The sequence below is a fragment of the Aromatoleum tolulyticum genome (assembly GCF_900156155.1).
Classification (GTDB): Bacteria; Pseudomonadota; Gammaproteobacteria; order Burkholderiales; family Rhodocyclaceae; genus Aromatoleum; species Aromatoleum tolulyticum.
Genome location: NZ_FTMD01000003.1, coordinates 341,260 through 365,854, shown reverse-complemented (window position 1 = coordinate 365,854; position 24,595 = coordinate 341,260). Strand labels below are relative to the sequence as shown.

Sequence of the window (24,595 nt, the reverse complement as noted above, 5' to 3'; positions counted from 1 at the left end):
GTTTCAGAGGCCTGCGTCGCCGCGCACGGCGTCGGCCCAGCAGTTCGGTGTCTCGTACAGGCGCACGCGCTCGAGGCGCAGGTGGTTGCCGTAGCTGTCGTGGTAGCGCGGATCGAGGATGCGGAATGCCTCGTGCGCGAGGTTTTCGGCGGTCGGCACGCAGTCGAGCACGACCGTCTTGTGGCCCGGCATGGAGGCGAGGAACTGCATGACTTGCGCATCGCCGCGGAACACCAGGAAGGCGTGGTCCCAGATGTCCACGACATGCGCCTTGGCGATCGACTTCACCTCGCCGAAGTCCATCACCATGCCATTGACCGGCTGGCCGGCGGCCTCGATGATTCCCCCCGACAGGGTAATCTCGATCGCGTAGCGGTGGCCGTGCAGGTGGCGACACTGGCTGGCGTGGTCCGGAATCCGGTGTCCTGCGTCGAATTCCAGGCGGCGGGTGATGCGCATGATTGACCTCGGGAGTGCAGGGCGCGGATTATAGCACCCGTCCAGATCGACCCTTTCGGGCCTCCCCCTCCGCCACTTCCGACCGCGATTCGCGGCACCTTCATCGATGGCTTCCAGCGACCGGCAACTCACGATCCGCAACCACGACCGCGACCTCGCGGGCCTCACCTATGTCTATCCGGTGCTGTCGCGCCGTGCCGGCGGGGTGTCGGTCGGCATCAACCTGAATCCCAACAACGCCTGCAACTGGCATTGCGCCTACTGCCAGGTGCCGGGTCTCGTGCGCGGCAGTGCCCCCCGCATCGACCTCGCCCAACTCGAGGCCGAACTCGCCGGCTTCCTCGATGCGCTCGTCAATGGCGACTACCTCGAGCGGCACGTGCCCGAGGGGCTGCGCCAGGTCCGTGACATCGCCTTTTCGGGCAACGGCGAGCCGACCAGCGCCGCCGAATTCGCCGATGCGGTCGGCATCGCGGTTCGCCTGCGTACGCGCTTCGGATTCGGCGCCGAAGTGCCACTGCGCCTCATCACCAACGGCAGCCTGATGGGGCAGGCGGGCGTGCGCGAAGGCGTGCGTCGCCTCGGTGAAGCGGGCGGGGAAGTGTGGTTCAAGCTCGATGCAGGCACGCGGGCAGGCATGCGCCGCATCAACGGCGTGGGGCCCGATCCTGACGCCGTCGCGCGCCGCCTGCAGGCGAGCGCCGAGCGCTGCACGACCTGGGTGCAGACCTGCATGTTCCGCTGGGACGGGCAGGCGCCGTCCGACGCGGACATCGCTGCGTATGTGGCAGTGCTGGAAAAAGCCGGCATCGAACGCCTTGCCGGGGTGCTGCTCTACGGTATCGCGCGTCCCTCGATGCAGCCCGAGGCGCCGCGCCTGTCGCCGCTCACCGAGGCCGAGCTGGAGGCGATCGCCGAGCGCATAAGAAAAACGGGGCTGACGGTTCGCGTCAGCCCCTGATGGCCATGAACTACTCCGCCCGGGTTAGCGCGACGTGCGCTCCTTGCGCTTTGCACGGGCTTCCTTCTTCAGCGTCTTGAACAGGTCCGGGTTCGATGCCTTCAGGAACTCGGCGACCTCGACGTCTTCCTTCTTGACCTTGTTGATGTCGATCTGCTCGATGTGAACCAGGCGGAGCAGGGCCTGCACGGGACGCGGAATGTTGCGGCCGCTCTCGTAGCGCGATCCCCCACTTTGGGTAACGCCGATCTTCGACCAGAACTGCGACTGGTTCAGGCCGAGCTTGCGGCGGATCTCGCGAACGTCAATGGTGTCAGTGCTTTTCATCTCTTGGGCCTCTGTTGTGAAGTCGGTTGTGCTATGAGGATTAGCTGCGCCCGAAGGCGATCATACGACTTAAGTCATATGGTGATCGAAGTATAGATTACTATTCCGGACAAATACAATGGGAAAATCAAAAGTCCTAGGGTTAACCGCAATCCATAAGTGCCCAAATTGGGTTTTGCCGCCTCGGTTACGTCGATCTGCAAAGTCCACTGGCTTTCGCTAGAATTGCGTGTTTTATCCACGGTTATTTGGATACGACGATGGCACTGATAGTTCAGAAGTACGGCGGCACCTCCGTTGGCAATCCGGAACGCATCAAGAACGTCGCCCGCAAGGTCGCGAAGTTCCAGTCTGCCGGCCATCAGGTGGTGGTGGTGGTGTCCGCGATGAGCGGCGAGACCAACCGCCTGATCGCGCTCGCCAAGGAAGTCGCAGGTACTCCCGATCCGCGCGAACTGGACGTTGTCGTGTCGACCGGCGAGCAGGTTACGATCGGCCTGCTGTGCATGGCGCTGCAGGACATCGGCGTCAAGGCGAAGAGCTACACCGGCGGCCAGGTGCGCATCCTCACCGACAGCGCGCATACGAAGGCGCGCATCCTGAATATCGACGAGGCGCCGATCAAGAAGGATCTCGATGACGGCAACATCGTCGTCGTCGCCGGCTTCCAGGGGGTGGACGAGCACGGCGCCATCACCACGCTCGGCCGCGGCGGTTCCGACACCACCGGCGTCGCGCTCGCTGCCGCACTGAAGGCGGACGAGTGCCAGATCTACACCGACGTCGACGGCGTCTACACGACCGACCCGCGCGTCGTGCCGGAAGCGCGCAAGCTCGACAAGATCACGTTCGAGGAGATGCTCGAACTCGCCAGCCTCGGCTCCAAGGTGCTGCAGATCCGCTCGGTGGAATTCGCCGGCAAATACAAGGTCAAGTTGCGCGTCCTGTCCAGCTTCCAGGAGGAAGGCGAGGGCACGCTCATCACTGTTGAGGAAGAACAGAACATGGAACAACCCGTCATCTCCGGTATCGCCTTCAACCGCGACGAAGCCAAGCTCACGGTGCTCGGCGTGCCCGACAAGCCGGGTATCGCCTACCAGATCCTCGGACCGGTCGCCGATGCCAATATCGAAGTCGACATGATCATCCAGAACGTGAGCAAGGACGGCACGACGGACTTCTCGTTCACCGTCGCTCGCGGCGAACTCGACAAGGCGGTGAAGGTGCTCGAGGCGGTCAAGGAGCACATCGGCGCTCGCTTGATCGTCACCGACAGGACCATGGCCAAGGTCTCGATCGTCGGCGTCGGCATGCGCTCGCACGCCGGTGTTGCCTCGCAGATGTTCCGCACGCTCGCGGAAGAGGGTATCAACATCCAGATGATCTCGACGTCGGAAATCAAGATCTCGGTCGCGATCGAGGAGAAGTACCTCGAGCTCGCCGTGCGCGTGCTGCACAAGGCTTTCGGCCTCGATGTGGCTGCATAATTAAGTTTGACCGGCACGCCCGGAATCGCTATGATGATGGGCTCTAAGGTTGGAGAGTTGGCCGAGAGGTCGAAGGCACTCCCCTGCTAAGGGAGCATACGGGCTAAAACTCGTATCGAGGGTTCGAATCCCTCACTCTCCGCCAGCCGTATAGAAATAAGCCGCCGTCTTGGGCGGCTTTTTTCTTGTGCGCGGCATTGTGTGGCCGGACCGCCGGTGGGCTGCGTCGGCACTCTCGCGATACCAGCCGATACACACGGGGCATCCGCTGGAGGGAATAATTGCGCAATGACGCCGTTGGGGCGGAAGTGCCGCGCGGCGACCGTTGCGCGGCCTCTATCGGAAAGGGGCGGTGCAAATGAGTTTGAGGAGTGTGCTGCTCGCTGTTGCGAGCGCGGCAATGCTCGGCGGGTGCGCGGTGGTTGCTGTCGCCGATGCGGCGGTGACGGTGGTGGCCACGACGGTCAAGGTGGGTGCCAAAGTTGTCGGCGCCGGAGTCGATGCGGTGATTCCGGACGACGATGACGATGAGGATGCGAAGAAGGAGTAATCGTGTTCGGTGCGGGGTGCCCGCGCGTGCGGCATTGCGCTCGCGCTCGTCGAGGATGAAAAAAACGGGCCCCGCGGGGCCCGTTTCATGTGCTGCGGGCTGAATCGCGCGATCAGGCCTGCTTCGCGGTGCCCTTGTAGTTGAGCTTTTCCTTGATCCGTGCGGACTTGCCGGAGCGCTCACGCAGGTAGTAGAGCTTGGCACGGCGCACGTCGCCGCGACGCTTGACTTCGATGCTGTCGACCAGCGGGGAGTAGGTCTGGAACGTACGCTCCACGCCTTCGCCCGACGAAATCTTGCGCACGATGAAGTTGGAGTTCAGGCCACGGTTGCGCTTGGCGATCACCACGCCTTCGTAGGCCTGGAGACGTTCGCGCGTACCTTCCTTGACCTTCACCTGCACCACCACGGTGTCGCCGGGGGCGAACTCGGGGATGGTCTTGTTCAGGCGGGCGATTTCTTCCTGTTCGAGCTGCTGAATCAGGTTCATTGTGCGACTCCTGTCGATTCAATGGCACTTGGCCTTGCGGCAGAGCAGGACATGCCTGATGCGCGCGGTTTGTATACGGGCTTCAGGCTCTGCCTTCGGCCCCTGCTTGCTCCTGCCTGAATTCACCAAGCAGTGACAATTCTTCTTTCGTCATCGTGCGCCCTTCCAGCAGGTCGGGGCGCCGGCGCCAGGTCGTGCCCAGTGCCTGCTTCAGTCGCCAGCGACGGATCGCGGCGTGGTTGCCGGAGAGTAGCACCGCCGGCACCGGCTCGCCTTCGTAGATCTCGGGCCGCGTGTAGTGCGGGCAGTCCAGCAGCCCGTCCACGAACGAGTCCTCGATCGCCGACACGGCGTCATTCAATGCGCCCGGCAGCTGGCGCACGATCGCATCGAGCAGCACCATTGCCGGCAGTTCGCCGCCCGACAGCACGAAGTCACCGAGCGATATTTCTTCGTCTACGCAGCGCTCGATGAGTCGCTGATCGACGCCTTCGTAGCGTCCGCACAGCAGCGTCAGCGCGGGCAACTCCTTCAGTTCCAGCACTTTCGCATGGTCCAGCGGCCGGCCTTGCGGCGACAGGTAGATCACGCGTCCCGCGGCGCCGAACTGCGCCTGCTGCTGCGCCTTCGCCTGGCCGATCGCCTTTTCGAGCGGCTCGGCCATCATTACCATTCCGGGGCCACCGCCGTAGGGGCGGTCGTCCACGGTGCGGTGCGGATCGTCCACGAAATCCCGCGGGCTGTGGAACGCGATGTCGTAGAGACCGCGATCCAGTGCACGCCGCGTGATGCCGCTGGCGGTCAGCGCCGCGAACATCTCGGGAAACAGGGTGATCACGTCGAAGCGCCTTGCGGCGACTGGTGTGCTCACCCGTTGTTCACCAATCCTTTTGCCAGTCGACCCGGATCGTCCGGCTCGGCAGGTCCACGTTCAGCACGTAGGCGGCGACGAAGGGAATCAGTCGCTCCTCGTCGCCGTCGCGCACCTGCAGTACATCGTGGGCGCCGGTAGACATCAGGGTCTCGACCGTGCCGAGCGATTCGCCCGACTGGTTTACGACCGAAAGGCCCACCAGGTCGCCCCAGTAGTATTCGTCGTCGCTGGTGCCGGGCATCGCCTCGCGCGGCGCGGCGATGTAGCGGCCCTGCAGCGCTTCCGCGCCGCTGCGGTCCGTCACGCCTTCGAACGAGGCGATGAGGCCCGCGCCGTGCTCGCGGAAACCGGCGAGTTTCACCGGCTGCCACGCCTCATCGGGGGCTTCGGCCTTGTCGGCGAGCCACCATTGGGGCATTTCGCGCCAGGAGAGCGGGTCGTCCCCGAAGGGGTGCACCTTGACCCAGCCCTTGACACCAAAAGGGGCGACAATGCGCCCCAGTACCATCATGACTGCGAAGAGTCAGGCAGGATCAGGCGGCCGCTTTCGCAGCCTGCTTGGCCAGGCGCTCGACCGTCGGCGACAGCTGGGCGCCGTTCTGCTTCCAGTAGGCCAGGCGCTCGGCGTTGATCACGAGACCCTTTTCGGACTCGGCTGCCATCGGGTTGAAGAAGCCAACGCGCTCGATGAAGCGGCCGTCGCGGCGGTTGCGCGAGTCGGCTGCAACGATGTTGTAGAACGGGCGCTTCTTGGCGCCACCACGGGCAAGGCGAATGACGACCATTGGGGTGTCCTGATGAGTAGATGCGAAAAGCAGGCGATTGTAAGGCAAGCGGCCGCGTGAGACAAGTGCGGATCGGGATTCGTCGGCGAGCGGGGCATGCCGATTCCGCTGCAAGGCCCGTGGGACGCGGGATTCCGCTCAAGAGCGTGATTCTTGAATAGAATGCTAAGACCTCCCCGAGCGGAAATTTTACCCCGATGTCTGCATCCGATCCGGTCTCCGAACAGTTGGCCTCCGTGCTGGAGTGGCTGGCGAGCGAGCCGGCCGACGATCCGCATGCGGAGCTGAATGCCCTGAGGGGCCGCCTTGGGAGGCTGCCCGAAGCGGCCGCCGGCGGCGCACCGCTCGTGCAATGCATCGACGAATTCGAGGCGAGGGTTCTCGACGTGTGCGGGCGCCTGAAGCCGCGCCTTCTGAATGCGGCGTTGCCGCTTTCGCACGAACTGCATGCGGTCGCAGGGGAACTCGTCGAGGCCTTGCTCGAAGTCGCGGGCAAACTGGGAGAAATGGCTGCTGCGACGCGCGAGCGTTGGCGTCCGGTGCGCCGCGGCGATCCGATGGCAGTGACGGCGCGTGCGTTGGGACTGGTACATGAGGCCTTCGTTGTTGCCGCGATGGGCGGGGCCGTCACGCCGCCCGGACTGTGGTTGGCGGCATATGGCATCGTCGAAGCCGGGGGGGGCTTCGACGCACTGGTATCCGCGCGGCCGGAAACGGCTGCCGCCGATGCCCTGCATGCGCTGAAACGCCTTCTGGCCCTGGCGGTGCTGCAGCCCGAGAGCCTGACGGCGCGCGAGCTGGTGTGGGCGAACGATTACCTGGAAGGCGTTGCGGACGAGGGGGCGCTGTCGCGGGAAACCCTGATGCCTGCCGCATCGTCTTTCTGGATCGATTCCGGCGAGGACCTGCCGCCGATTGCGACGATCCGCAGCGCGCCGCCGGTGGCCGAGGGGCTCGTCCATTTTTCCGCGTTCGGCGTCTCGCGTGCGCTCACGGGGCAGCTCGACTGGCTCAAGGAGCGTATTGCCGAGGCCGAGGCGGTGGGGCTGGAGCGCGACGGCGAGCTGCTCGAACCCGATGCGTCCGGATTGCCGGTCGGCCTGACGCCGGTCGAGATGGTCTCGCTGCTGCGGCGTATGCGCGATCGCTGGGCGCTGCCGCCGAATCGCGGTCAGTCGCGGCGGGCGTACCGCTATTCGGTGCAGGTGTGTGTCGGCCTGCGCGCGGTGTGGGAGGCCGCCCGGTCCGATGGCGCGACGGAACGCATCTCGGAATGGATGGTGTACAACGAGAGCCCCGGCGGGTACGCGCTGATGTCCGTCGAGGGCGTGACGGGCAGCCTGAGTGCCGGCATGGCGGTCGCGCTGCGCCGGGATGCCGGGCATCCGTGGTCGGTGTGCATCGTGCGCTGGATCCGCAGCGACAGCCCCGGTCAGGTCGAGCTCGGCCTGCAGCTGGTGGCGCAGACCTGTACGCCGGTGACGATAGGATTTCGCGGTGGCGAGGTGCAGTCCACGACGCACGCACTCATTCTGCCGCCGCTGCCGGCGTTGCGGCGCAACCAGGCGATCCTCGCGCCGGCGGGAACCTATGCGTCGCGCCGCTTCGTGCTGGTGCACGAAAGCGAACACCTCTATGTGGCACAGGCTCGCGTGCTGAGCCTCGACATGCAGACGGCGAACGTCGAGCTGTTCCAGTACGAGATCGATCCCTACCCGATCTAGTGGCGACCCGAGCCGGTCCGGACGTTGTTCAAGGTTCCTGCAATTCGGGACGCTGGGCCTTCTCCGCGGCCAATGCCGCGATCGAGATGTCGGTGGCGCGCAGTGCGTTCTCGATGCGTTCTGCCGTATCGCGCGACAGGTCGTTGCGTCCGGCCTTGCGCCACGCCGAGGGCGACAGCGCGAGCTGGCACAGCACGTCGGCGAGGCCGATGCCGGCGGCGTCGCGGCTGAGCAGCCAGTTGCCTTCGTCGGTGCGTGCCACCCAGCCGGCCTCGCACAGCTCGCCGAGCAGGCTTTCGCCTTCGTCGCCGTTGAGGCGGGCCGCCCCGACGAGCGGTTCGAATGCTACGGTGCGGCCTTCGGCCTGCGCGCGCGCGAGGGTCGTCAGCAACGTGGTCGCCGCCCACGCGCGGTCGCCGGCAAAGGGGGCGAGCACCCGCGTGCGTTCGAAGAAGCCGGGCAGCGACGCGCACAGGATCGCCCCGAGCAGGATTACCACCCACGACAGGTAGAGCCACAGCAGGAAGATCGGTACCGTCGCGAAGGTGCCGTAGATCAGCGTGTAGGTCGGGATGCGTGCGAGGAAGAGGGCGAAGAGCTGCTGCATCACGAGGAAGGCCAGCGCCGCGGTGGTGCCGCCGGCGAGCGCATGGCTCGGGCGCACCTTGTGGTTGGGTACTGCGAAGTACAGGAAAGTGAACACGACGCACAGCAGCGCGGCCGACACCAGCGTCGAGAAGGCTTCGACGACCCACGAACCCTTGCCGGCCAGTGCGACGGAGCTGGCGACGAGGTGGCCGGTGGCGAGCGCGCTGGCGCCGAGCGCGACCGGGCCCAGCGTGAGGGTCGACCAGTGCACGGTCAGGCGCGTGAGCAGCGGGCGCGGGCGGCGCACGCCCCAGATCTGGTTGAACACGCGGTCTATCGTCATCAGCAGCATCAGTGCCGTGACGACCAGCGCGCCGGTGCCGATCAGCGTGAGCTTGGCGGCCTTTTGCGAGAACTGGAAGGCGTAGGTCGCGATGATCTTGCCGGCACGGTCGGGCAGCAGGTTTTCCAGCAGGAAGGTCTTCAGCGAAATTCCGAGTTCGGAGAATGCCGGGAAGTTGCTGAAGAGGGCGATCACGACCGTGACGAGGGGCACGAGCGCGAGCAGGGTCGTGAAGGCGAGGCTGCCGGCGACCTGCGGGCAGCGGGTGGCGACGAAGCGCTGCGCGACGAGGCGCAGGAAGTCGCGTGCGGGATGCAGGGGCATGACGGACATGCGGTGGATGGGGCCGATGGGGCGGATGCGGTGGATGGGGCCGGGGCGGTGCCGGAGGGGCGGCTATAATGCCGCAATTCGATCCAGACCGTTCAGATGAAAGAAATTCTCGTACTTTATTACAGCCATCGCGGCTCGGTCCGGGCGCTCGCGGAGCAGATCGCGCTCGGAATCCACCAGGTGCCGGGCGTGGCGGCGCGGGTGCGGACGGTGCCCAAGGTGTCGACGGTGTGTGAGGCGGTCGAGGACGACATTCCAGCGTCGGGGCCGCCTTACGTCGAGGTGCGCGACCTCGAGGAATGCATCGGCGTTGCGGTCGGTAGTCCGACGCGCTTCGGCAACATGGCTGCGCCGATGAAGTACTTTCTCGACGGCCTGGCCGGGCCGTGGGTGAATGGTACGCTGGCCGGCAAGCCGGCGTCGGTGTTCACCTCCACCGCGAGTCAGCATGGCGGGCAGGAGTCGACGCTGCTGTCGATGATGATGCCGCTGCTGCATCACGGCATGCTGATCATGGGACTGCCCTACACGGAGCCGGCGCTCAACCGCACGCGCACCGGGGGGACACCGTACGGTGTGAGCCATGTCGCCGGGGCGGACGGCAATCCTGCGCCGAGCGCGGATGAGATCGAGCTCGCGATTGCGCAGGGGCGGCGGCTCGCCGAGGTTGCACTGACGCTCGCGGCGGGACGGACATGAGCGCGCGCACCCTGAACTTCGCGGCGACAGTGCTGTTGGTCGCGCTGATTGCGTTGTGCGTGCTGTGGGAGGCGTGGCTCGCGCCGCTGCGGCCGGGCGGTTCGTGGATGATCCTGAAGGCGCTGCCGTTGATGGGGGCCTTCCTCGGGGTGCTGAAGGGGCGGCGCTATACCTACCAGTGGCTGACGATGCTGGTACTGCTCTACCTGGTGGAGGGGGTGGTGCGGGCGACGGACCCCGGGCTCGCCGGCACGCTCGCGATCGCGGAAGCGGTGCTGGCGGCGCTGCTCTTCGCCTGTGCCGTGTGGTACGCGCGGGTGTCAGCGCCTTCGCGGCAGGGGCGCGCCTCGGCCTGATCCCGTCCGGTGCGGGCCGCGGACGGTTGTCCGCGGCCGTTACTGGTCGGAGCTGCGGGTCAGAGCTGCGGGTTCAGCTTCTCGAGCTTGCCGTGCAGCTTGTTCAGCGCATTGAGGTAGGCTTTCGCCGACGCGACGATGATGTCGGTATCGGCGCCCTGGCCGTTCACGATCTTGCCGTCCTGCGACAGGCGCACGGTCACTTCGCCCTGCGCGTCGGTGCCGGTGGTGATCGCGTTCACGGAGTACAGCAGCAGCTCGGTGCCGCTCTTTGCGACCGCCTCGATCGCCTTGAAGGCGGCATCCACGGGGCCCGATCCCTGCGCACTGGTGCGGGTTTCCTTGCCGCCGACGGCGATCGTGAGTTCGGCCTGCGGGGTTTCGCCGGTCTCCGAGTGAAAGCGCGAGGCGAGCAGGCGGAAGTGCTCGTGTTCGGGCGTGACGCCCTCGTCGCTCATGAGTGCGTTGAGATCCTCGTCGAAGATCTCGTGCTTCTTGTCGGCGAGCTCCTTGAAGCGCGCGAAGGCGTGGTTCAGCTGATCCTCGGACGCGACGACGATGCCGATCTCCTGCAGGCGGCTGCGGAAGGCGTTGCGGCCCGAGTGCTTGCCGAGTACGAGCTTGTTGGCGCCCCAGCCCACGTCCTCTGCGCGCATGATCTCGTAGGTCTCGCGGTGCTTGAGCACGCCGTCCTGGTGGATGCCGGATTCGTGCGAAAACGCGTTGGCGCCGACGATGGCCTTGTTGGGCTGGACCGGGAAGCCGGTGACGCCGGACACGAGTTTCGAGGCGGGCACGATCTGCGTCGTGTCGATGAGCGTGTCGCAGGGGAAGACGTCCTGGCGGGTGCGCACGGCCATGACGATTTCCTCGAGCGCGGCGTTGCCGGCACGCTCGCCGAGGCCGTTGATCGTGCATTCGACCTGGCGTGCGCCGGCCAGCACCGCGGCCAATGAGTTGGCGACCGCGAGGCCGAGGTCGTTGTGGCAGTGCACGGACCAGATCACCTTGTCGGAGTTGGGCACGCGCTCGATCAGGGTGCGGAGGGTGTTCGCGTACTGCGTCGGCACGTTGTAGCCGACCGTGTCGGGGACGTTGATCGTCTTCGCGCCGGCCTCGATGACCGCGGTGAAGATGCGCACGAGGAAGTCGATCTCGGAGCGGCCGGCGTCCTCGGCGGAGAATTCGATGTCGTCGGTGTATTCCTTGGCCCAGCCGATCGCCTTCACCGCCTGCTCGACGACCTGATCGGGCGTCATGCGCAGCTTCTTCTCCATGTGGATCGGGCTGGTCGCGATGAAGGTATGGATGCGGCCGCGCGCGGCGGGGCGGATCGCTTCGCCGGAGCGCCGGATGTCGTTCTCGTTGGCGCGGGCGAGCGCGCACACGGTCGATTCCTTGATCGTCTCGGCGATCGCGCGGACCGATTCGAAGTCGCCGTTGGAGGCCGCGGGGAAGCCTGCCTCGATCACGTCGACGCGCATGCGTTCGAGTTGGCGGGCGATGCGCAGCTTCTCTTCCTGCGTCATCGAGGCACCCGGGCTTTGTTCGCCGTCGCGCAAGGTGGTATCGAAAATGATCAACTGGTCTTTCATCGTCGGCTCCTGCTGGAATGGTGGAAAACCGGATATGACAAGCGGCCGGCGCTGGGACGCTGGCGGAAGTCGGGCAACACGAGGTGGGTGGGTATATTTAGCGCGCGGGGCGCAGCAGCGGGCCGAGCAGCAGCAGGCCCGCCGGGAGAAGGCGTAGCGACAGGAGGTGGTGGTCGCTGACGGAGTTCATGCGCACGACTATAAACCGCGGATTTGGCCGAACGCAAGGATGGAGCGGCGACGCGACGGATATGGGAGCGATTGCCGCCGGCTATCGGTGACGGCCGGGACGGACGAAAGGCCGCTCGGGCCGGGAAGCCCGAGCGGCCTGCGCACGATAAGGCGCGATGCCCGCCTAATCGTCGTCGTGGTGCCGGTCCCGCGCGTCGGCGGTCGTGGTCGGCTGCGGTAGCCACGCGTCGGCCGCGCCGCTCTGGTAGGCGAACCAGAAGCCCAGCACCGCGACGAGGAGCGCGGCGCCGGCGAAGCGGTGCGCGTGGCGGATGCCCTCGGTGGGTGCGCCGGACTTGCGGCCGGTGAGCATCGCGCGGGCGAGGTTCTCGCGGTGCAGCAGGCTGCTGACGAGGACTCCGGCGACATGCACGAAGACGATCGCGAGCATGGCGCTGGCGGCCCCTTCGTGCAGTTCCTCGAGCCATTCGCCGCCGATGTCCTGATAGGTCGCGAAGCCGCTCAGGGCGATCAGCGCGCCCAGCCCCAGCATCGCGAAGATCGCGACAGCGCCGGCGGGATTGTGACCGAGGTAGTGCCGGGGTTTCATCGCCAGCAGCGATTTCAGGTAGGACACGAGTTCGCGCGGGGAATAGATGAAGCTCGCGAAGCGGGCGTAGCGGGTGCCGATCAGGCCCCACAGCAGGCGGAACACGGCGAGCCCGGCGAAGGTGTAGCCGAGCATCACGTGCAGGTCGCGCAGCCGTTCCGAGTCGGATGTGAGCCAGGCGCCCGCGAAGCACAGCGCGAAACTCCAGTGGAAGACGCGCGTCGGGACGTCCCACACGCGCACGGCGGCGGCCGTGCCGGCGGCCCGGGAGGCTCCGCCTGCGGCGCTCGAGGAGGCGATGCTGGTGTTCATGAGCGTGCTCCGTTTTTCGGGATGCGGATGTCGCGTTCGCTGAAGTCGCCCTCGGCGGCGTTGCGGTGGCAGGCGGCACAGTTGGCTGCGCTCTTGACGGCCTCGCTGCGGAAGATCCCGGGCGTGATGCCGTCGTGGCCGTCGCGGTGTTCCTTGCGGAACCAGGGGGTGTCGCTGATGCGCAGCTGCGGGCGGCCGTCGTTGCCGGCGGTGTCGCGCCGCGCGGCGTTGGCGACGAGGAACTTCGTGATTACGGCCGACGTTTCGGCGTCGAGGCTTGCGTCCGAGCCGAAGTGCTTGTCGAGCCCGGCCATCATCGCGCGCCAGGACTCGGCGCCCAGCAGCGCGGGCGGGAAGGCGATGTGGCAGCTGCCGCATTCGCTGCGATACGTGGGGTGATTGATGTTCAGGCGCTTGTCTTCGTCGTCGTCGGCGAACGCGAGGCCTGCTGTGCCGGCGGTGACGACCAGGGCGAGTGCGCGCAGGGCGCGGGCGGGGAAGGTGGCGGTCATGTCGTGGAGCTCCGTGTGGGTCAGCGGGGGGAATTCATCAGCCAGGCGACGACGTCGGCCTTCTCGGCGGGCGTGCAGGTGCGGCCGAGCACGTCCTTGCAGTTGCGCCCGAACCATTTTTCGACCGAGCGGGTGCTGGCAAGGCGCTCGGGATTGGCTGCTGGCGCCATCGGCTCGATCGCCTTGCCTGTGCTGGCGTGCTTGCCGCGTGCGGCGGGATTCCTGGTGTGGCAGGTGGAGCAGCTCCACTCGCCGCCGTGCGTGGCGGTGAAGAACTTTTCGCCGCGTTCGGCTGAGGCGCTGAAGCCCGGTGTGGATTGCCGCGCCTCGGTCTGGTAGCGGGCGAGGAAGTCGGCGGGTGTTTCGGCACTGGCGAATCCGCTCGCGAGCAAGGCGGCGCCGGCCAGGAACATCCGCAGGGGGTGGCTTTTCATGTTTGCTCCTTGTGCTGATGGTGGAACAATGTCTTTGGAATCGGATCGCCGGAGTGTCGGCTCTGGCTGCAGGACGTACTTTGCGCGGCGGAGCCTGAACGCACGGTGAAGACGGCGTTCAGCTGCGGTTCACTCCGGCCGCCTTACAACGGAAACCGGAAAGCAGCGCGCACGGTGCGCGCGGCAGGGAAGGGAGGTTTCGATGCGCACGCTTGTGACATCGGCTGTCGTGGGGATGGTCGTTGCAGCCTTGTCGATCGGTCCGGTCGCGGCCGGCGGTGACGACCACGATCACGACCGCGCGCGTGCGGCCCTCGAGCGCGGGGAGGTGCTGCCGCTGCGCACGATCCTCGACAAGGTCGAGCGCGAACATCCGGGGAAAGTCGTCGAGGTCGAGCTCGAACGCGAGCACGGGCGCTGGATCTACGAGATCCGCCTGCTGCGCAGCGGCGGCGCGCTCGTGCGGCTGGACGTCGATGCGCGCGACGGCACCGTGCTCGGCGTCCGCTCGCGCGGTGACAATGGAGGGAAGCGCTGATGCACATCCTCGTCGTGGAAGACGAGCCCACGCTGGCCGCGCAGCTGTCGCAGGCGCTGCGCGAGGCCGGCTATGCGGTCGATTGCGCCGACAACGGGCGCGACGCGCATTTCATGGGCGAGGTCGAAGCGCTCGACGCGGTCGTGCTCGACCTCGGCCTGCCGCAGATGGACGGGCTGACGGTGCTGAAGAAGTGGCGCGCGGCGGGGCGGACGGTGCCGGTGCTGATCCTGACCGCGCGCGACAACTGGCACGAGAAGGTCGCCGGGATCGACGCCGGCGCCGACGATTACCTGACCAAGCCCTTCCACATGGAGGAGCTGCTCGCCCGCGTGCGCGCGCTGATCCGGCGCAGCGCCGGACATGCGAGCGCGGAGCTGCGCTGCGGTCCGGTGCTGCTCGACACGCGCGGCGGGCGGGTCACGGTGGAAGGGAAGGCGGTGACGCTGACCAGCCACGAGCTGCGTGTGCTGAGCTACTTGATGCACCGCAAGGGGGAGGTCGTGTCGCGCGCCGAGCTGACCGAGCACATCTATGCGCAGGACTTCGAGCGCGATTCGAACACGATCGAGGTCTTCGTCGGGCGTCTGCGCAAGAAGCTGCCGCCGGGCCTGATCGAGACCGTGCGCGGCCTCGGGTACCGCCTCGCATGTCCGGAATGAGCGGACGGAACTCGCTGCGTGCGCGGCTGCTGGCCGGCAGCCTGGTGTGGATCCTGGGGACGCTGACCGTCACCGGCTGCGTGCTCGGGGATCTCTTCCGCCGCCACGTGGAAGAGCGCTTCGAGGCGGAACTGCGCATCCACCTCGACCAGCTCACGGCGAGCATCGAACTCACTCCCGACGCGGGCTTGGCCCTGCGCACCGACCTGAGCGACCCGCGCCTGCGCAGACCCCTGTCCGGCCTGTATTGGCAGGTGGACCGCGAGGGCGGGGACGCCGCCCGCGGCGTGCTGCGCTCGCGCTCGCTGTGGGATGTGACGCTCGCCGTTCCGGCCGACGGACCGCGTGACGGCGAGGTGCACGTGCATCGCATCGACGGGCCGGATCGCGAACGCCTGGTGATGATGGAACGCATCGTGCAGCCGGAGGAAGTCGTCGCGCAGCCATTGCGGCTGATCGTCGCCGCCGACGAGCGTGGCATGACGAGTCCGGTACGCGAGTTCGTCGGGCTGCTCGTGATCGCGCTGGGCGTGCTCGCGGCCGGCGTGATCGCCGCGGTGCTGCTGCAGGTGTCGGTGGGCCTCGCCCCGCTGAAGCGTCTGCGCGAGCAGCTTGCCGAGGTGCGCGACGGCCGCAGCCGGCGGCTCGAGGGAGCCTTCCCGAACGAGGTCCGGCCGCTGGTGGACGAGCTCAACGCGGTGCTGCAGCACGATGCCGAGGTCGTCGAGCGCGCACGCACGCAGGCCGGCAATCTCGCGCACGCGATCAAGACGCCGCTCGCGGTGCTGGGCAATGCCGCGCTGCGCGAGGAGGGGCCCCTCGCACGCCTCGTCGCCGAGCAGGTCGCGACGGCCCAGCGCCAGGTCGATTACCACCTCGCGCGTGCGCGTGCCGCTGCGGCGACGCAGGTGCCGGGGCTGCGCAGCGCGCTGCGGCCGGCCGTCGAGGGGCTGGTGCGGGTGATGCGGCGCGTGCATGCGGAACGCAATCTGCATTTCGCGATCGAAGCGATTCCCGACGATGCGGCCTTCCGCGGCGAGGAGCAGGATCTGCAGGAAATGCTCGGCAATCTCATCGACAACGCGTGCAAGTGGGCGCGCCGCGAGGTGGGCGTGAGCGTCGCGGTGCGCGAAGGCGAAGTCGCGATCGTCATCGACGACGACGGTCCCGGCCTGCCGGCCGACGCGCGCGAGGCGATGTTCGCCCGCGGCGCGCGTGCCGACGAGGAGATGCCCGGTTCCGGCCTCGGCCTCGGCATCGTGCGCGACCTCGCCCAGCTCTATGGCGGGCGCATCGAACTGGGGCAGGCGCCGGCTGGCGGGCTGCGTGCCGCGCTGTTCCTGCCCGCCGCGTGAGATCGTCCGGTCGGCCCCCAACTGAAACCCTATTGTTGTTGCGAGAAGAGAAACGATGACTCACGAACAGAACCGCTCCCTGATCTCCGTCTGCCTGATGGCGGCCTTCGCCGACGGCCACAACGACCCGCGTGAGCGCGACCACGTGCGGCGCACGGCGGAGTCGCTGTCGGCCGGTGCCGGCGTCGACGTCATGTCGCTGTACCAGGACGTGCTGCTGAAGCGCGTGACGCTCGAGCAGGCCGTCACCGGGCTGGATGCGCCCGAGCTGCGCCAGCTCGCCTTCGAGATGGCGGTCGGCGTGTGCGATGCCGACGGCGTACACAATGCCGGCGAGACGGCCTTCCTGGAGCGCCTCGGCGCCCTGCTGCAACTCGGCCGCAGCGACGCGGCCGCGATCGTGAACCAGGCCGACGCGCTCGCCGGGGCGCCGGTCGACAAGCCCCTGCCGGAGATGCCGTCAGTCCCGTCGCCGGTGGCGCCTGCCGGGCCCGATCAGGCCGAGCTGGACAAGATGATCCTGAATGCGGCGATCCTCAACGGTGCGCTCGAACTGCTGCCCGAGTCGCTCGCTTCGATGGCGATCATTCCGCTGCAGACGCGCCTCGTGTATCGCGTCGGCAAGGCCCACGGCTTCGAACTCGACCGCGGCCACATCACCGATTTCCTCGCGACGGTCGGTGTCGGCCTCACCTCGCAGTACGTCGAGCAGTTCGGCCGCAAGCTCGTCGGCGGCCTGCTGGGCAAGGTCCTCGGCCGCGTCGGGCGCACGATAGGCAGCGAGGCCACCGGATCGGCCTTTTCGTTCGCGACGACCTATGCACTGGGACACGTCGCGAAGCGCTACTACGCGGACGGGCGGCGCCTCGACGGGACGGCGCTCAAGGCCGCCTTCGGCCAGATCTTCGACAATGCCAAGGGGCTGCAGCAGCGCTATGCGCCGGAAATCGCCGAGCGCGCCCGCACGCTGGACCTGAAGAAGCTGACCGCCGAGCTCACGCGCTGAGCGGCTGGGGCCCTCAGGGGGCGGGCAGCCGCGCCCCAAGCGCCTGTCGGGAGCCTGGAGTTGGCGTCACGAGGCGCGCAGCTCGACCCGGAACTCGCAGCCGGAACCTTCGCGGGGGGAGAGGGTGATCTGCCACCCCTGCCGGTCGCAGATGCGCTGCACCAGCGACAGCCCGATGCCGATGCCGTCCCCGCGCGTACTGCCACCACGGGCGAAAGGCCGGAACACCAGCGCCCGCTCCGCCTCCGGAATCCCCGCGCCGGAATCCAGCACCGAAAAACCGCCGTTGCGCAGCACCACGCGTACGAAACCTTCATCGGTGTAGTGGATCGCATTGCGCACGAGGTTCGTCAGCACCGCGCGCAACAGGGGGGCCGGATAGACGCCGTCGTCCACGCTTTCGCTGACGAGATCGAGTGTGAGGCCGCGCTGTGCCGCCTCGGGTTGCCAGCGGTGCAGCTGCTCGGTCGCCACGGCGGCGAGTGAGGTGCCCGCGAGCTTCGTGCCGCGCTCCTGCGGCGCGCGCGCGAGGCCCAGGAAAGTCTCCACCAGCTCCTGCATCTCGGCGCAGGCGCGGGCGACGCGTTCGACCTGCGCGCGCTGTGGCGGCGCCAGGCTCTGCGCCTCGAGCAGCTCGCAGGAGCTGGCGATCACCATCAGCGGCGTGCGCAGCTCGTGGCTCACGTCGCTGGTGAAGAGCTGTTCGCGTTCGAGCGCCGCGCGCAGGCTTCCGAGCGTCTCGTCGAACGCCGCGGCGAGCTTGCCGACTTCGTCGTCAGCGTATTCGGAGGCGAGTGACGGTGCGAGCGGCAGCAGCTGGTCGCGGTGCTGCACCTGTCCCGACAGGCGCACGACCGGCGAGATCACGGTGCGGGCGAGCGCCCGGCCGAGCAGGGCCGCGGCGAGGATGGAGATCACGACTCCGGCGGTAACCGCGACGAACAGCATGGTCTCGCGCCGTTCGAAGTCCTCCTGGTCGAGCACGAGGACATAGCGCTTGGCGCTGCGGTCGCGTACGAGCACGTGATAGGCCTCGTCGTCGTTCTCGGTTTCATGCAGACCTTCGTGCAACAGGGCGAGCCACGCGGGCAGGGATGCGCTGGCGCCGACCGGTGCGACGTACAGTTCCAGACCGGGACCGAGCGCCGGAAACCGTCCCTCGTCGGATTCATCGATGATGAAGTCGAGCTGACGGTTCATCGCATCGCTGACGAGGCGAGTTTCCACCGTGTCGATCGCGTTGACGACGATCAGCGCGAACACGCCCGCGACGACTGCGGCCATCAGGACGAAAGCTGCGACGATGCGAGACGCGAGGCTCTGCGGTGTCGTCATGTCAGACCTTTCGCAGCGTCGTCGTGCGCGGACATGCGCACGGGGTTTGGCCGGAGCGCTTCATCCTCTAGGCCGCGGCCAGCCGATAGCCGACCCCGTGTACGGTGTGCAGCAGCGGGGAGCCGAAGGGCTTGTCGATCTGCTGGCGCAGCGTGTGGATATGGCTGCGCAGGCTGTCGCTGTCGGGGGGGGAATCGCCCCACAGCGCGCTCTCGAGCGCCTCGCGCCGGACGACGCTCGGGCTCTTCTGCATCAGCAGTTCGAGGAGCTTCAGACCGATCGGTCCGACGTGCAGGGGCTGCCCGGCGCGCGTGACCGCGAGCGTGTCGAGGTCGAACTGCAAGTCTGCGACGCTGAGTACGCGCCGACCGCCACCCCGGGTGCGCTTGAGCACGGCGGCGATGCGGGCCGCGAGTTCGGACAGGGCGAAGGGTTTGGTCAGATAGTCGTCCGCGCCGGTGCGGAAGCCCTGCAACCTGTCATCGAGCGTGTCGCGCGCGGTCAGCATGATGACCGGTATGTGACTGCGCTCGCTGTCGCGCAGGCGCTGGCACAGCGTGAAGCCGTCCATGCCGGGCAGCATCACGTCGAGCACGATCAGGTCGTACTGCTGAGTCGCGGCGAGATGCAGTCCGGTCAGCCCGTCCTGCGCGCAATCCACCTCGTAGCCCTTCAGGGCGAGGTAATCCGCGAGATTCGCAAGAATGTCGCGGTTGTCTTCCACCAACAGTAGCCGCATGCGGATTCCAGTCTCCAGTCGGACGCAGGGGGCGTCACGCCCCCGTCATTATCCGCGGTGTCGACTGAATCGTGCCAGATTCGCCATGATCTCGACCATCGCCGAACGGATCGCAGCGATCGCCTCGTCCGCGCTGGCGAGCGGGCGATCGTCGCCGTCGGTCGCCTCGTTGCGCACCGCGCCGATCGCATTGACCGGGAAGGTCACCTTGTAGTCGTCGCCGATGTAGGCGAGACGGTTCCAGTCGGCGGCCACGGCGTAGTCGCGGTGAAAATCCGCGGCGAGCAGATCATGGCCCAGCGAGTAGTCCTCGGCGGGGTTCTGCACTCCCAGCAGCGGCATCAGGGTCGCGGGAATGTCCAGGTGGCTGGTGATGCCGGCGACGACGCGCGGCGCACGGCCGGGAACGCGAATGACCCCGGGCGTGCTTGTCTGGAAGCGGTTGAACTCCGCGCTGTGGCCCCAGCGGCTGCGCTCCATGAACTCCTCGCCGTGGTCGCCGAGCACGATCACGATCGTATTGTCGAGCAGGCCGCGCCTCTTCAGGTGGTCGATCATGCGTCCGATCTGGCTGTCCACGTGATGCGCCGCGTTGATGTAGCGGTTCTTGATCTGCCCGATCTGCGCGCCGAAGTCCGCCGTCAGGTAGTTGAAGTCCTGCAGCACCGGGGTGGCGATTTCCGCCTCGGGCGGATAGTCGTAGTTCGCGTGGGTCGACTCGAAGAACATGTAGGTCATGAACGGCCGGGCCGGATCGCGCTTGTCGATGAAGTCGATCAGCGCATCGATGTTGCGCACGTCGCGCTGCCAGGCCGGCGCGCCGCCTTCGAGCGGATGCAGGTCTGCCGGCCGCATGTTGGCGAACACCGTCTTGTCGAAGGCCGGGTAGGTGAAGCGTTGGCTCGTGTTCAGGCTGAACTGGTAGTTCTGCTGCTGCAGCACGTCCATCAGCACCGGCGCGCGGCGTGCGGCCAGCATCGGGAACCAGTAGTTGCCGTACAGGCCGTAGAACATCGAGAACACGCCCATCTGCGTCATGTTGCCGCCGCTGAAGTGCTTTTCCAGGCGCACGGCGTCGTTCGAGAACGTCCACAGGCGCGGCATGATCTTCGGGTCGAGCATGTCGAAGCGCAGCGACTCCGCGACCAGCCACACGATGTTCATGGGCATGTCGGGCGCCGTCACGCGCAGCGGCTGCTGCGGATAGCTAAGGCTCTCTTCCCGCACTTGCATGCTGCGCGCGCCGGCCTGATCCACCTTGAAGCCCAGGTTCTGCGCGAAGTTGCGAAAGGTCAGCGGCTGGTACAGCGGGAAATGCTCGCTGGCGAACAGGATGGGTTGGTAGTTTGACATCTCGCTGTAGCCGTAGGCGATGCGCTCGCCGGTGGTCAGCACGAAAAACAGCGCGAGTGCCCACGCACCGCGCAGCCTCCACCCGCCTGCGGTCGTGTCGCGCCGCACCACCCACACCCAGGCCGCGGCCTGCAGCGCACATAGCGCGAGGATGATCGCGCTGGCGGTGATCTCGGTGCTGCGGCTCGCGCCGAGCGAGGCGATGCCGCCCGGCGTGAACACCAGGTTCACGACGAAGCCGTTGATGTGGAAGCCGTACATCTCGTGGATCACGCGGTCCGCGAAGAGCAGTACCTGCGTGAGACCGGTCAGCACGATGAGGGCTGCGCCGAGGATCGCCGGCCCGCGCCGAAATGCCTTGCGGCCGTCCAGCAGCCTGCGCAGTCCATGTCCGATTGCGACGCTCGGCAGCAGGTACATGAAGGCGTATGAGAGCGTCGCTGCGAGCGTCCAGCCGGCCACCACCGGGCTCGCGTAGTCGCCCGTGCCCTGCTGCGAGAACAGCTGCACGAGCGCCACCAGCCAGGTGATCAGGAAATAGGCGTTGAGCTTGCGGGACGAGGGCAGGGCGGACATGCAGGACTCCGGATGCGGGCAGGCAAGGATGCTCGCAGTCCGGCCGTCAAGCGGCGCTCAAGACCTGGTGAAGAATTCGTGAAGTCCCGGGCGACGGGCGCTTCGGCCCGCCCAGGGGCGGGGAGAGGGGGCGGACGTCCGGGCGTCCGCCTTCCTGCAGTGCCTATTTCTGAGCGGAGTCCGCCTCGTCCTCGCCGTTGCCGGCGGGCTGCGGCGCCGGCACGGCGGCGCTGGCTCCCGCGCGCCGCTTCTTCATCCAGCGCATCGCATACACGACGTAGCCGGAGCCGGCGTAGACGAGGAACAGCCCGAAGAGCACGCCCGGCGGGTAGCTCGACACCAGCGCGAACGCCATCACCAGCGCGATCACGACGATGAAGGGCACGCTCTTGCGCAGGTTGATGTCCTTGCCGCTCCAGAACAGCACGTTGCTGACCATCGACACGCCCGCGAAGATCGTGAGCATGCCCGCAAGCCAGCGCACGTCCTGGCCGGCGAGACCCAGGTCGGTCACGACCCACACCAGCCCGGCTACCAGCGCCGCCGCAGCCGGGCTGGGCAGGCCCTGGAAGAAGCGCTTGTCGATGACGTCGATGTTGGTATTGAAACGGGCCAGACGCAACGCGGCGCCGGCGCAATAGATGAAGGCCGCGATCCAGCCGAATTTCCCGGTGTCCTTGAGCGCCCACTCATACACCACCAGTGCGGGGGCCGCGCCGAACGACACCATGTCGGACAGCGAGTCGTATTCGGCGCCGAATGCGCTCTGGGTGCGCGTCAGGCGCGCCACGCGGCCGTCCAGCCCGTCGAGCACCATGGCGACGAAGATCGCGACCGCGGCGGATTCGAAGCGCAGGTTCATTGCCTGCACGATTGCGTAGAAACCGGCGAACAGGGCTGCCGTGGTGAACAGGTTGGGCAGGATGTAGATGCCGCGGCGGCGTTTTTCGTTCGAGATCAGTGGCATGGAATATGACGTTCCTGCGCAGGGGCGGTGCGCGTAGTGGCCGGTTGCCGATTCTAACGCAGCGCGGGGTGATCGGGATGACCACACCGTCGGTGGCGGCCGATCAGGGAAGCTCGGCGAGGATGGTGCTCGAGGCAGAGACCTTGTCGCCGATCGTCACGCGTGCGCGGGTCCCCGGCGGCAGGTACAGGTCAACGCGCGAGCCGAAGCGGATGAAGCCGTAGCGCTGGCCGCGCGCCACCTTGGCGCCCGGGTCGACGTAGCACAGGATGCGCCGTGCAACGAGGCCGGCGACTTGTACGCAGGTCACGTCCTGGCCGTCGCGCGTCACCAGATGCAGGGCGTTGCGTTCGTTCTCGACCGAGGCCTTGTCGAGCGCGGCATTCACGAAGCGTCCGGCGTTGTACCAGCGCTGCCGGACTTCGCCGTCGACGGGAATGCGGTTCGAATGGACGTTGAAGACGTTCATGAACACGCTGATCTTCACGCAGTCGCGGTCGAGGTAGGGGTCGCGCACCGGCTCGATCGCCACGATGCGCCCATCTGCCGGCGACAGGACGTCCTTGGCACCCTGCGGGATCGGGCGCGCCGGATCGCGGAAGAACTGCACCACGAAGGCGAACAGGATCCAGAACGGCAGCGCCCAGGCGAAGCCGGCCGAGGTGTTGATCACCAGCGCCACGACCAGCGTGATCGCGATGAAGGGCCAGCCTTCGCGCGCCAGGATGGGATGAGGGTAATTATTGTTGGACATTGCGTATCCGATATGAAAAAAGGCCGGGCCCCCGCACATGGCGGAGCCCGGCCTGATGCATCGAGCGGTCTCAGTTCTTCGACTGGTCGACGAGCTTGTTCTTCTTGATCCAGGGCATCATGTCGCGCAGCTGGCCGCCGACCTGCTCGATCGGGTGGGCTGCGTTCAGACGACGACGCGCGGTCATCGACGGGTAGTTGGTCTTGCCTTCCTGGATGAACATCTTCGCGTATTCGCCGGTCTGGATGCGCTTCAGGGCGGCGCGCATCGCTTCGCGCGACTGTGCGTTGATGACTTCGGGGCCGGTCACGTACTCGCCGTACTCGGCGTTGTTCGAGATCGAGTAGTTCATGTTGGCGATGCCGCCCTCGTACATCAGGTCGACGATCAGCTTCAGTTCGTGCAGGCACTCGAAGTAGGCCATCTCGGGCGCATAGCCGGCTTCGGTCAGCGTCTCGAAGCCCATCTTCACCAGCTCGACGGCGCCGCCGCACAGCACGGCCTGCTCGCCGAACAGGTCGGTCTCGGTCTCTTCACGGAAGTTGGTTTCGATCACGCCGCCCTTGGTGCCGCCGTTGGCCGCCGCGTAAGACAGCGCGATGTCCTTGGCCTTGCCGGAACGGTCCTGGTGCACAGCAATGAGCGACGGCACGCCGCCACCCTTCAGGTATTCCGAGCGCACCGTGTGGCCGGGTCCCTTCGGCGCGACCATGATCACGTCCAGATCTTCACGCGGCACGACCTGGTTGTAATGCACGTTGAAGCCGTGCGCGAACGCGAGGGTGGCGCCCTTCTTGATATTCGGCTCGATGTCGTTGTAGTACACGCCCGGGATGTTCTCGTCCGGCAGCAGGATCATGACGACGTCGGCGCCCTTGACCGCCTTGGCGACTTCCTCGACCTTCAGGCCGGCCGCTTCGGCCTTCTTCCACGACGCGCCGTCCTTGCGCAGGCCGACGGTGATCTTGCAGCCGGAATCCTTCAGGTTCTGGGCGTGAGCGTGGCCCTGCGAGCCGTAGCCGATGATGCTGATCTTCTTGCCCTTGATGAGGGAGAGGTCGGCGTCCTTGTCGTAATAGACTTTCATGCTTTTCCTTTTTTGCTTTCGGTGGGGATGTTGCCCGGCCGCCGCCATGATAAGGGCGGGCGTGCCGGTCGCAATCTGTTGATCGATCGTCCGGAAACGGACTGTCCTGCGGCCGTGGATCAGACCTTCAGGATGCGGTCGCCGCGGCCGACGCCGCAGACGCCGGAGCGCACCGTTTCCAGGACCAGCGCCGGGTCGATGGCACTGATGAATGCATCGAGCTTCGCCTGGTTGCCGGTCAGTTCGATGACGTAGGACGTGTCGGTGACGTCGATGATGCGTGCGCGGAAGATATCCGCCATGCGCTTCATCTCCTCGCGGTCCTTGCCGGTAGCGCGGACCTTGGTGAGCATCAGCTCGCGCTCGATGTGCGCGGCCTCAGAGATATCGACGACCTTGACCACTTCGACCAGCTTGTTCAGCTGCTTGGTGATCTGTTCGATGATGTCGTCCGATCCGGTGGTGACGATGGTCATGCGCGACATCGAGGCATCCTCGGTCGGCGCGACGGTCAGGGATTCGATGTTGTAACCGCGGGCGGAAAACAGGCCCGATACGCGCGACAGGGCGCCAGATTCGTTCTCGATCAGCAGGGAGATGACGTGTCTCATGG

General features: G+C 66.7%; 28 protein-coding genes and 1 tRNA gene. 11 read left to right on the top strand and 18 right to left on the bottom strand.

Features of this window, described 5'->3' with window-relative positions:
• Window positions 1-3 precede the first annotated feature (3 nt).
• The gene (gene queD, locus BW991_RS06800) at window positions 4-459 is read right to left on the bottom strand and encodes a 6-carboxytetrahydropterin synthase QueD (protein WP_076601321.1); all 456 of its coding nucleotides are present in this window, start codon (window positions 457-459) and stop codon (window positions 4-6) included.
• 106 nt (window positions 460-565) lie between these two features.
• On the opposite strand from queD, the gene BW991_RS06795 reads away from it, so the two are divergent.
• A complete protein-coding gene (locus BW991_RS06795; RefSeq protein ID WP_076601320.1) occupies window positions 566-1,420 on the top strand; it encodes a radical SAM protein in 855 nt (284 codons plus the stop codon).
• A 24-nt stretch (window positions 1,421-1,444) separates the two neighbouring features.
• Here BW991_RS06795 and BW991_RS06790 read toward each other — a convergent pair whose 3' ends face one another.
• Window positions 1,445-1,747, bottom strand: coding sequence for a helix-turn-helix domain-containing protein (locus tag BW991_RS06790; RefSeq protein ID WP_076601319.1), 303 nt, complete (start codon window positions 1,745-1,747; stop codon window positions 1,445-1,447).
• 260 nt (window positions 1,748-2,007) lie between these two features.
• Between BW991_RS06790 and BW991_RS06785 the strand changes: the two genes are divergently transcribed.
• The 3 genes from BW991_RS06785 to BW991_RS06775 all read left to right on the top strand — a co-directional run bounded on the left by BW991_RS06785 (window position 2,008) and on the right by BW991_RS06775 (window position 3,784).
• Window positions 2,008-3,234 carry an aspartate kinase gene (locus tag BW991_RS06785; protein WP_076601318.1) on the top strand — a complete coding sequence of 409 codons (1,227 nt, stop codon included), beginning with the start codon at window positions 2,008-2,010 and terminating at the stop codon, window positions 3,232-3,234.
• Between the two features lie 51 nt (window positions 3,235-3,285).
• Window positions 3,286-3,379: transfer RNA gene (locus BW991_RS06780), tRNA-Ser, on the top strand.
• A gap of 213 nt (window positions 3,380-3,592) precedes the next feature.
• Window positions 3,593-3,784 (top strand): NF038104 family lipoprotein, encoded by a 192-nt coding sequence (locus BW991_RS06775; protein WP_076601317.1) that lies wholly within the window; start codon window positions 3,593-3,595, stop codon window positions 3,782-3,784.
• Window positions 3,785-3,896: 112 nt separating this feature from the next.
• Here BW991_RS06775 and rplS read toward each other — a convergent pair whose 3' ends face one another.
• From rplS to rpsP, 4 genes are all read right to left on the bottom strand, one after another.
• Complete coding sequence (rplS, locus tag BW991_RS06770; RefSeq protein ID WP_076601316.1) at window positions 3,897-4,274, bottom strand: 50S ribosomal protein L19; 378 nt, start codon at window positions 4,272-4,274, stop codon at window positions 3,897-3,899.
• A gap of 82 nt (window positions 4,275-4,356) precedes the next feature.
• On the bottom strand, window positions 4,357-5,145 hold the full coding sequence (gene trmD, locus BW991_RS06765) for a tRNA (guanosine(37)-N1)-methyltransferase TrmD (RefSeq protein WP_076601315.1): 789 nt from the start codon (window positions 5,143-5,145) through the stop codon (window positions 4,357-4,359).
• A 7-nt stretch (window positions 5,146-5,152) separates the two neighbouring features.
• Window positions 5,153-5,659 (bottom strand): ribosome maturation factor RimM, encoded by a 507-nt coding sequence (gene rimM / locus BW991_RS06760; RefSeq protein WP_076601314.1) that lies wholly within the window; start codon window positions 5,657-5,659, stop codon window positions 5,153-5,155.
• Between the two features lie 22 nt (window positions 5,660-5,681).
• Window positions 5,682-5,933: a 30S ribosomal protein S16 gene (gene rpsP, locus BW991_RS06755; protein WP_076601313.1), complete on the bottom strand. Its 252-nt coding sequence runs from the start codon at window positions 5,931-5,933 to the stop codon at window positions 5,682-5,684.
• A 197-nt stretch (window positions 5,934-6,130) separates the two neighbouring features.
• On the opposite strand from rpsP, the gene BW991_RS06750 reads away from it, so the two are divergent.
• Window positions 6,131-7,657 (top strand): hypothetical protein, encoded by a 1,527-nt coding sequence (locus BW991_RS06750; protein WP_076601312.1) that lies wholly within the window; start codon window positions 6,131-6,133, stop codon window positions 7,655-7,657.
• A gap of 28 nt (window positions 7,658-7,685) precedes the next feature.
• Here the strand turns inward: BW991_RS06750 and BW991_RS06745 are convergent, their stop codons facing one another.
• Window positions 7,686-8,921 (bottom strand): YihY family inner membrane protein, encoded by a 1,236-nt coding sequence (locus tag BW991_RS06745; RefSeq protein ID WP_084204988.1) that lies wholly within the window; start codon window positions 8,919-8,921, stop codon window positions 7,686-7,688.
• 96 nt (window positions 8,922-9,017) lie between these two features.
• On the opposite strand from BW991_RS06745, the gene wrbA reads away from it, so the two are divergent.
• Both wrbA and BW991_RS06735 read left to right on the top strand, forming a co-directional pair.
• Complete coding sequence (gene wrbA, locus BW991_RS06740) at window positions 9,018-9,620, top strand: NAD(P)H:quinone oxidoreductase (RefSeq protein ID WP_076601311.1); 603 nt, start codon at window positions 9,018-9,020, stop codon at window positions 9,618-9,620.
• Window positions 9,617-9,976, top strand: coding sequence for a DUF2069 domain-containing protein (locus tag BW991_RS06735; RefSeq protein ID WP_076601310.1), 360 nt, complete (start codon window positions 9,617-9,619; stop codon window positions 9,974-9,976). Before wrbA ends, BW991_RS06735 begins: the two co-directional genes overlap by 4 nt.
• 59 nt (window positions 9,977-10,035) lie before the next feature.
• On the opposite strand, the gene BW991_RS06730 is transcribed toward BW991_RS06735, so the two are convergent.
• The 4 genes from BW991_RS06730 to BW991_RS06715 form a co-directional block, all read right to left on the bottom strand.
• A complete protein-coding gene (locus BW991_RS06730; protein WP_076601309.1) occupies window positions 10,036-11,571 on the bottom strand; it encodes a 2-isopropylmalate synthase in 1,536 nt (511 codons plus the stop codon).
• 355 nt (window positions 11,572-11,926) lie between these two features.
• Window positions 11,927-12,664 (bottom strand): cytochrome b/b6 domain-containing protein, encoded by a 738-nt coding sequence (locus BW991_RS06725; RefSeq protein ID WP_084204987.1) that lies wholly within the window; start codon window positions 12,662-12,664, stop codon window positions 11,927-11,929.
• Window positions 12,661-13,176 carry a diheme cytochrome c gene (locus BW991_RS06720; protein WP_076601308.1) on the bottom strand — a complete coding sequence of 172 codons (516 nt, stop codon included), beginning with the start codon at window positions 13,174-13,176 and terminating at the stop codon, window positions 12,661-12,663. The genes BW991_RS06725 and BW991_RS06720 overlap by 4 nt, the downstream gene beginning before the upstream one ends.
• Window positions 13,177-13,196: 20 nt before the next feature.
• Window positions 13,197-13,610, bottom strand: coding sequence for a DUF1924 domain-containing protein (locus BW991_RS06715; protein ID WP_076601307.1), 414 nt, complete (start codon window positions 13,608-13,610; stop codon window positions 13,197-13,199).
• A 202-nt stretch (window positions 13,611-13,812) separates the two neighbouring features.
• Here BW991_RS06715 and BW991_RS06710 point away from each other — a divergent pair, with 202 nt between their 5' ends.
• From BW991_RS06710 to BW991_RS06695, 4 genes are read left to right on the top strand one after another with little or no spacing between them, the layout of a single operon-like run.
• Window positions 13,813-14,148 (top strand): PepSY domain-containing protein, encoded by a 336-nt coding sequence (locus tag BW991_RS06710; RefSeq protein ID WP_076601306.1) that lies wholly within the window; start codon window positions 13,813-13,815, stop codon window positions 14,146-14,148.
• Entirely contained in the window at window positions 14,148-14,810 is a 663-nt protein-coding gene (locus BW991_RS06705) for a response regulator transcription factor (protein WP_076601305.1), read from the top strand. Before BW991_RS06710 ends, BW991_RS06705 begins: the two co-directional genes overlap by 1 nt.
• Window positions 14,807-16,165: an ATP-binding protein gene (locus tag BW991_RS06700; RefSeq protein ID WP_084204985.1), complete on the top strand. Its 1,359-nt coding sequence runs from the start codon at window positions 14,807-14,809 to the stop codon at window positions 16,163-16,165. The genes BW991_RS06705 and BW991_RS06700 overlap by 4 nt, the downstream gene beginning before the upstream one ends.
• Window positions 16,166-16,220: 55 nt before the next feature.
• Window positions 16,221-17,171, top strand: a complete 951-nt coding sequence (locus BW991_RS06695; protein ID WP_076601303.1) for a YcjF family protein — start codon at window positions 16,221-16,223, stop codon at window positions 17,169-17,171.
• Between the two features lie 66 nt (window positions 17,172-17,237).
• Here the strand turns inward: BW991_RS06695 and BW991_RS06690 are convergent, their stop codons facing one another.
• The 7 genes from BW991_RS06690 to ilvN form a co-directional block, all read right to left on the bottom strand.
• On the bottom strand, window positions 17,238-18,506 hold the full coding sequence (locus BW991_RS06690; protein WP_076601302.1) for a sensor histidine kinase: 1,269 nt from the start codon (window positions 18,504-18,506) through the stop codon (window positions 17,238-17,240).
• A 67-nt stretch (window positions 18,507-18,573) separates the two neighbouring features.
• On the bottom strand, window positions 18,574-19,245 hold the full coding sequence (locus tag BW991_RS06685; protein WP_076601301.1) for a response regulator transcription factor: 672 nt from the start codon (window positions 19,243-19,245) through the stop codon (window positions 18,574-18,576).
• Between the two features lie 48 nt (window positions 19,246-19,293).
• Window positions 19,294-21,174 carry a sulfatase-like hydrolase/transferase gene (locus BW991_RS06680; protein WP_076601300.1) on the bottom strand — a complete coding sequence of 627 codons (1,881 nt, stop codon included), beginning with the start codon at window positions 21,172-21,174 and terminating at the stop codon, window positions 19,294-19,296.
• A gap of 163 nt (window positions 21,175-21,337) precedes the next feature.
• On the bottom strand, window positions 21,338-22,141 hold the full coding sequence (gene pssA, locus BW991_RS06675; protein WP_076601299.1) for a CDP-diacylglycerol--serine O-phosphatidyltransferase: 804 nt from the start codon (window positions 22,139-22,141) through the stop codon (window positions 21,338-21,340).
• A gap of 103 nt (window positions 22,142-22,244) precedes the next feature.
• The gene (locus BW991_RS06670) at window positions 22,245-22,895 is read right to left on the bottom strand and encodes a phosphatidylserine decarboxylase (RefSeq protein ID WP_076601298.1); all 651 of its coding nucleotides are present in this window, start codon (window positions 22,893-22,895) and stop codon (window positions 22,245-22,247) included.
• A gap of 70 nt (window positions 22,896-22,965) precedes the next feature.
• Window positions 22,966-24,030 (bottom strand): ketol-acid reductoisomerase, encoded by a 1,065-nt coding sequence (ilvC, locus tag BW991_RS06665; RefSeq protein ID WP_076601297.1) that lies wholly within the window; start codon window positions 24,028-24,030, stop codon window positions 22,966-22,968.
• A gap of 71 nt (window positions 24,031-24,101) precedes the next feature.
• The gene (gene ilvN / locus BW991_RS06660; RefSeq protein WP_076601296.1) at window positions 24,102-24,593 is read right to left on the bottom strand and encodes an acetolactate synthase small subunit; all 492 of its coding nucleotides are present in this window, start codon (window positions 24,591-24,593) and stop codon (window positions 24,102-24,104) included.
• Window positions 24,594-24,595: the final 2 nt, after the last annotated feature.

What these genes read in the sequence shown, in the direction of transcription:
- queD (WP_076601321.1), bottom strand. Translation starts at nt 459, where the DNA reads ATGCGCATCACCCGCCGCCTGGAATTCGACGCAGGACACCGGATTCCG.
- BW991_RS06795 (WP_076601320.1), top strand. Translation starts at nt 566, where the DNA reads ATGGCTTCCAGCGACCGGCAACTCACGATCCGCAACCACGACCGCGAC.
- BW991_RS06790 (WP_076601319.1), bottom strand. Translation starts at nt 1,747, where the DNA reads ATGAAAAGCACTGACACCATTGACGTTCGCGAGATCCGCCGCAAGCTC.
- BW991_RS06785 (WP_076601318.1), top strand. Translation starts at nt 2,008, where the DNA reads ATGGCACTGATAGTTCAGAAGTACGGCGGCACCTCCGTTGGCAATCCG.
- BW991_RS06775 (WP_076601317.1), top strand. Translation starts at nt 3,593, where the DNA reads ATGAGTTTGAGGAGTGTGCTGCTCGCTGTTGCGAGCGCGGCAATGCTC.
- rplS (WP_076601316.1), bottom strand. Translation starts at nt 4,274, where the DNA reads ATGAACCTGATTCAGCAGCTCGAACAGGAAGAAATCGCCCGCCTGAAC.
- rimM (WP_076601314.1), bottom strand. Translation starts at nt 5,659, where the DNA reads ATGATGGTACTGGGGCGCATTGTCGCCCCTTTTGGTGTCAAGGGCTGG.
- rpsP (WP_076601313.1), bottom strand. Translation starts at nt 5,933, where the DNA reads ATGGTCGTCATTCGCCTTGCCCGTGGTGGCGCCAAGAAGCGCCCGTTC.
- BW991_RS06750 (WP_076601312.1), top strand. Translation starts at nt 6,131, where the DNA reads ATGTCTGCATCCGATCCGGTCTCCGAACAGTTGGCCTCCGTGCTGGAG.
- BW991_RS06745 (WP_084204988.1), bottom strand. Translation starts at nt 8,921, where the DNA reads ATGTCCGTCATGCCCCTGCATCCCGCACGCGACTTCCTGCGCCTCGTC.
- wrbA (WP_076601311.1), top strand. Translation starts at nt 9,018, where the DNA reads ATGAAAGAAATTCTCGTACTTTATTACAGCCATCGCGGCTCGGTCCGG.
- BW991_RS06735 (WP_076601310.1), top strand. Translation starts at nt 9,617, where the DNA reads ATGAGCGCGCGCACCCTGAACTTCGCGGCGACAGTGCTGTTGGTCGCG.
- BW991_RS06730 (WP_076601309.1), bottom strand. Translation starts at nt 11,571, where the DNA reads ATGAAAGACCAGTTGATCATTTTCGATACCACCTTGCGCGACGGCGAA.
- BW991_RS06725 (WP_084204987.1), bottom strand. Translation starts at nt 12,664, where the DNA reads ATGAACACCAGCATCGCCTCCTCGAGCGCCGCAGGCGGAGCCTCCCGG.
- BW991_RS06720 (WP_076601308.1), bottom strand. Translation starts at nt 13,176, where the DNA reads ATGACCGCCACCTTCCCCGCCCGCGCCCTGCGCGCACTCGCCCTGGTC.
- BW991_RS06715 (WP_076601307.1), bottom strand. Translation starts at nt 13,610, where the DNA reads ATGAAAAGCCACCCCCTGCGGATGTTCCTGGCCGGCGCCGCCTTGCTC.
- BW991_RS06710 (WP_076601306.1), top strand. Translation starts at nt 13,813, where the DNA reads ATGCGCACGCTTGTGACATCGGCTGTCGTGGGGATGGTCGTTGCAGCC.
- BW991_RS06705 (WP_076601305.1), top strand. Translation starts at nt 14,148, where the DNA reads ATGCACATCCTCGTCGTGGAAGACGAGCCCACGCTGGCCGCGCAGCTG.
- BW991_RS06700 (WP_084204985.1), top strand. Translation starts at nt 14,807, where the DNA reads ATGAGCGGACGGAACTCGCTGCGTGCGCGGCTGCTGGCCGGCAGCCTG.
- BW991_RS06695 (WP_076601303.1), top strand. Translation starts at nt 16,221, where the DNA reads ATGACTCACGAACAGAACCGCTCCCTGATCTCCGTCTGCCTGATGGCG.
- BW991_RS06690 (WP_076601302.1), bottom strand. Translation starts at nt 18,506, where the DNA reads ATGACGACACCGCAGAGCCTCGCGTCTCGCATCGTCGCAGCTTTCGTC.
- BW991_RS06685 (WP_076601301.1), bottom strand. Translation starts at nt 19,245, where the DNA reads ATGCGGCTACTGTTGGTGGAAGACAACCGCGACATTCTTGCGAATCTC.
- BW991_RS06680 (WP_076601300.1), bottom strand. Translation starts at nt 21,174, where the DNA reads ATGTCCGCCCTGCCCTCGTCCCGCAAGCTCAACGCCTATTTCCTGATC.
- pssA (WP_076601299.1), bottom strand. Translation starts at nt 22,141, where the DNA reads ATGCCACTGATCTCGAACGAAAAACGCCGCCGCGGCATCTACATCCTG.
- BW991_RS06670 (WP_076601298.1), bottom strand. Translation starts at nt 22,895, where the DNA reads ATGTCCAACAATAATTACCCTCATCCCATCCTGGCGCGCGAAGGCTGG.
- ilvC (WP_076601297.1), bottom strand. Translation starts at nt 24,030, where the DNA reads ATGGCGGCGGCCGGGCAACATCCCCACCGAAAGCAAAAAAGGAAAAGC.
- ilvN (WP_076601296.1), bottom strand. Translation starts at nt 24,593, where the DNA reads ATGAGACACGTCATCTCCCTGCTGATCGAGAACGAATCTGGCGCCCTG.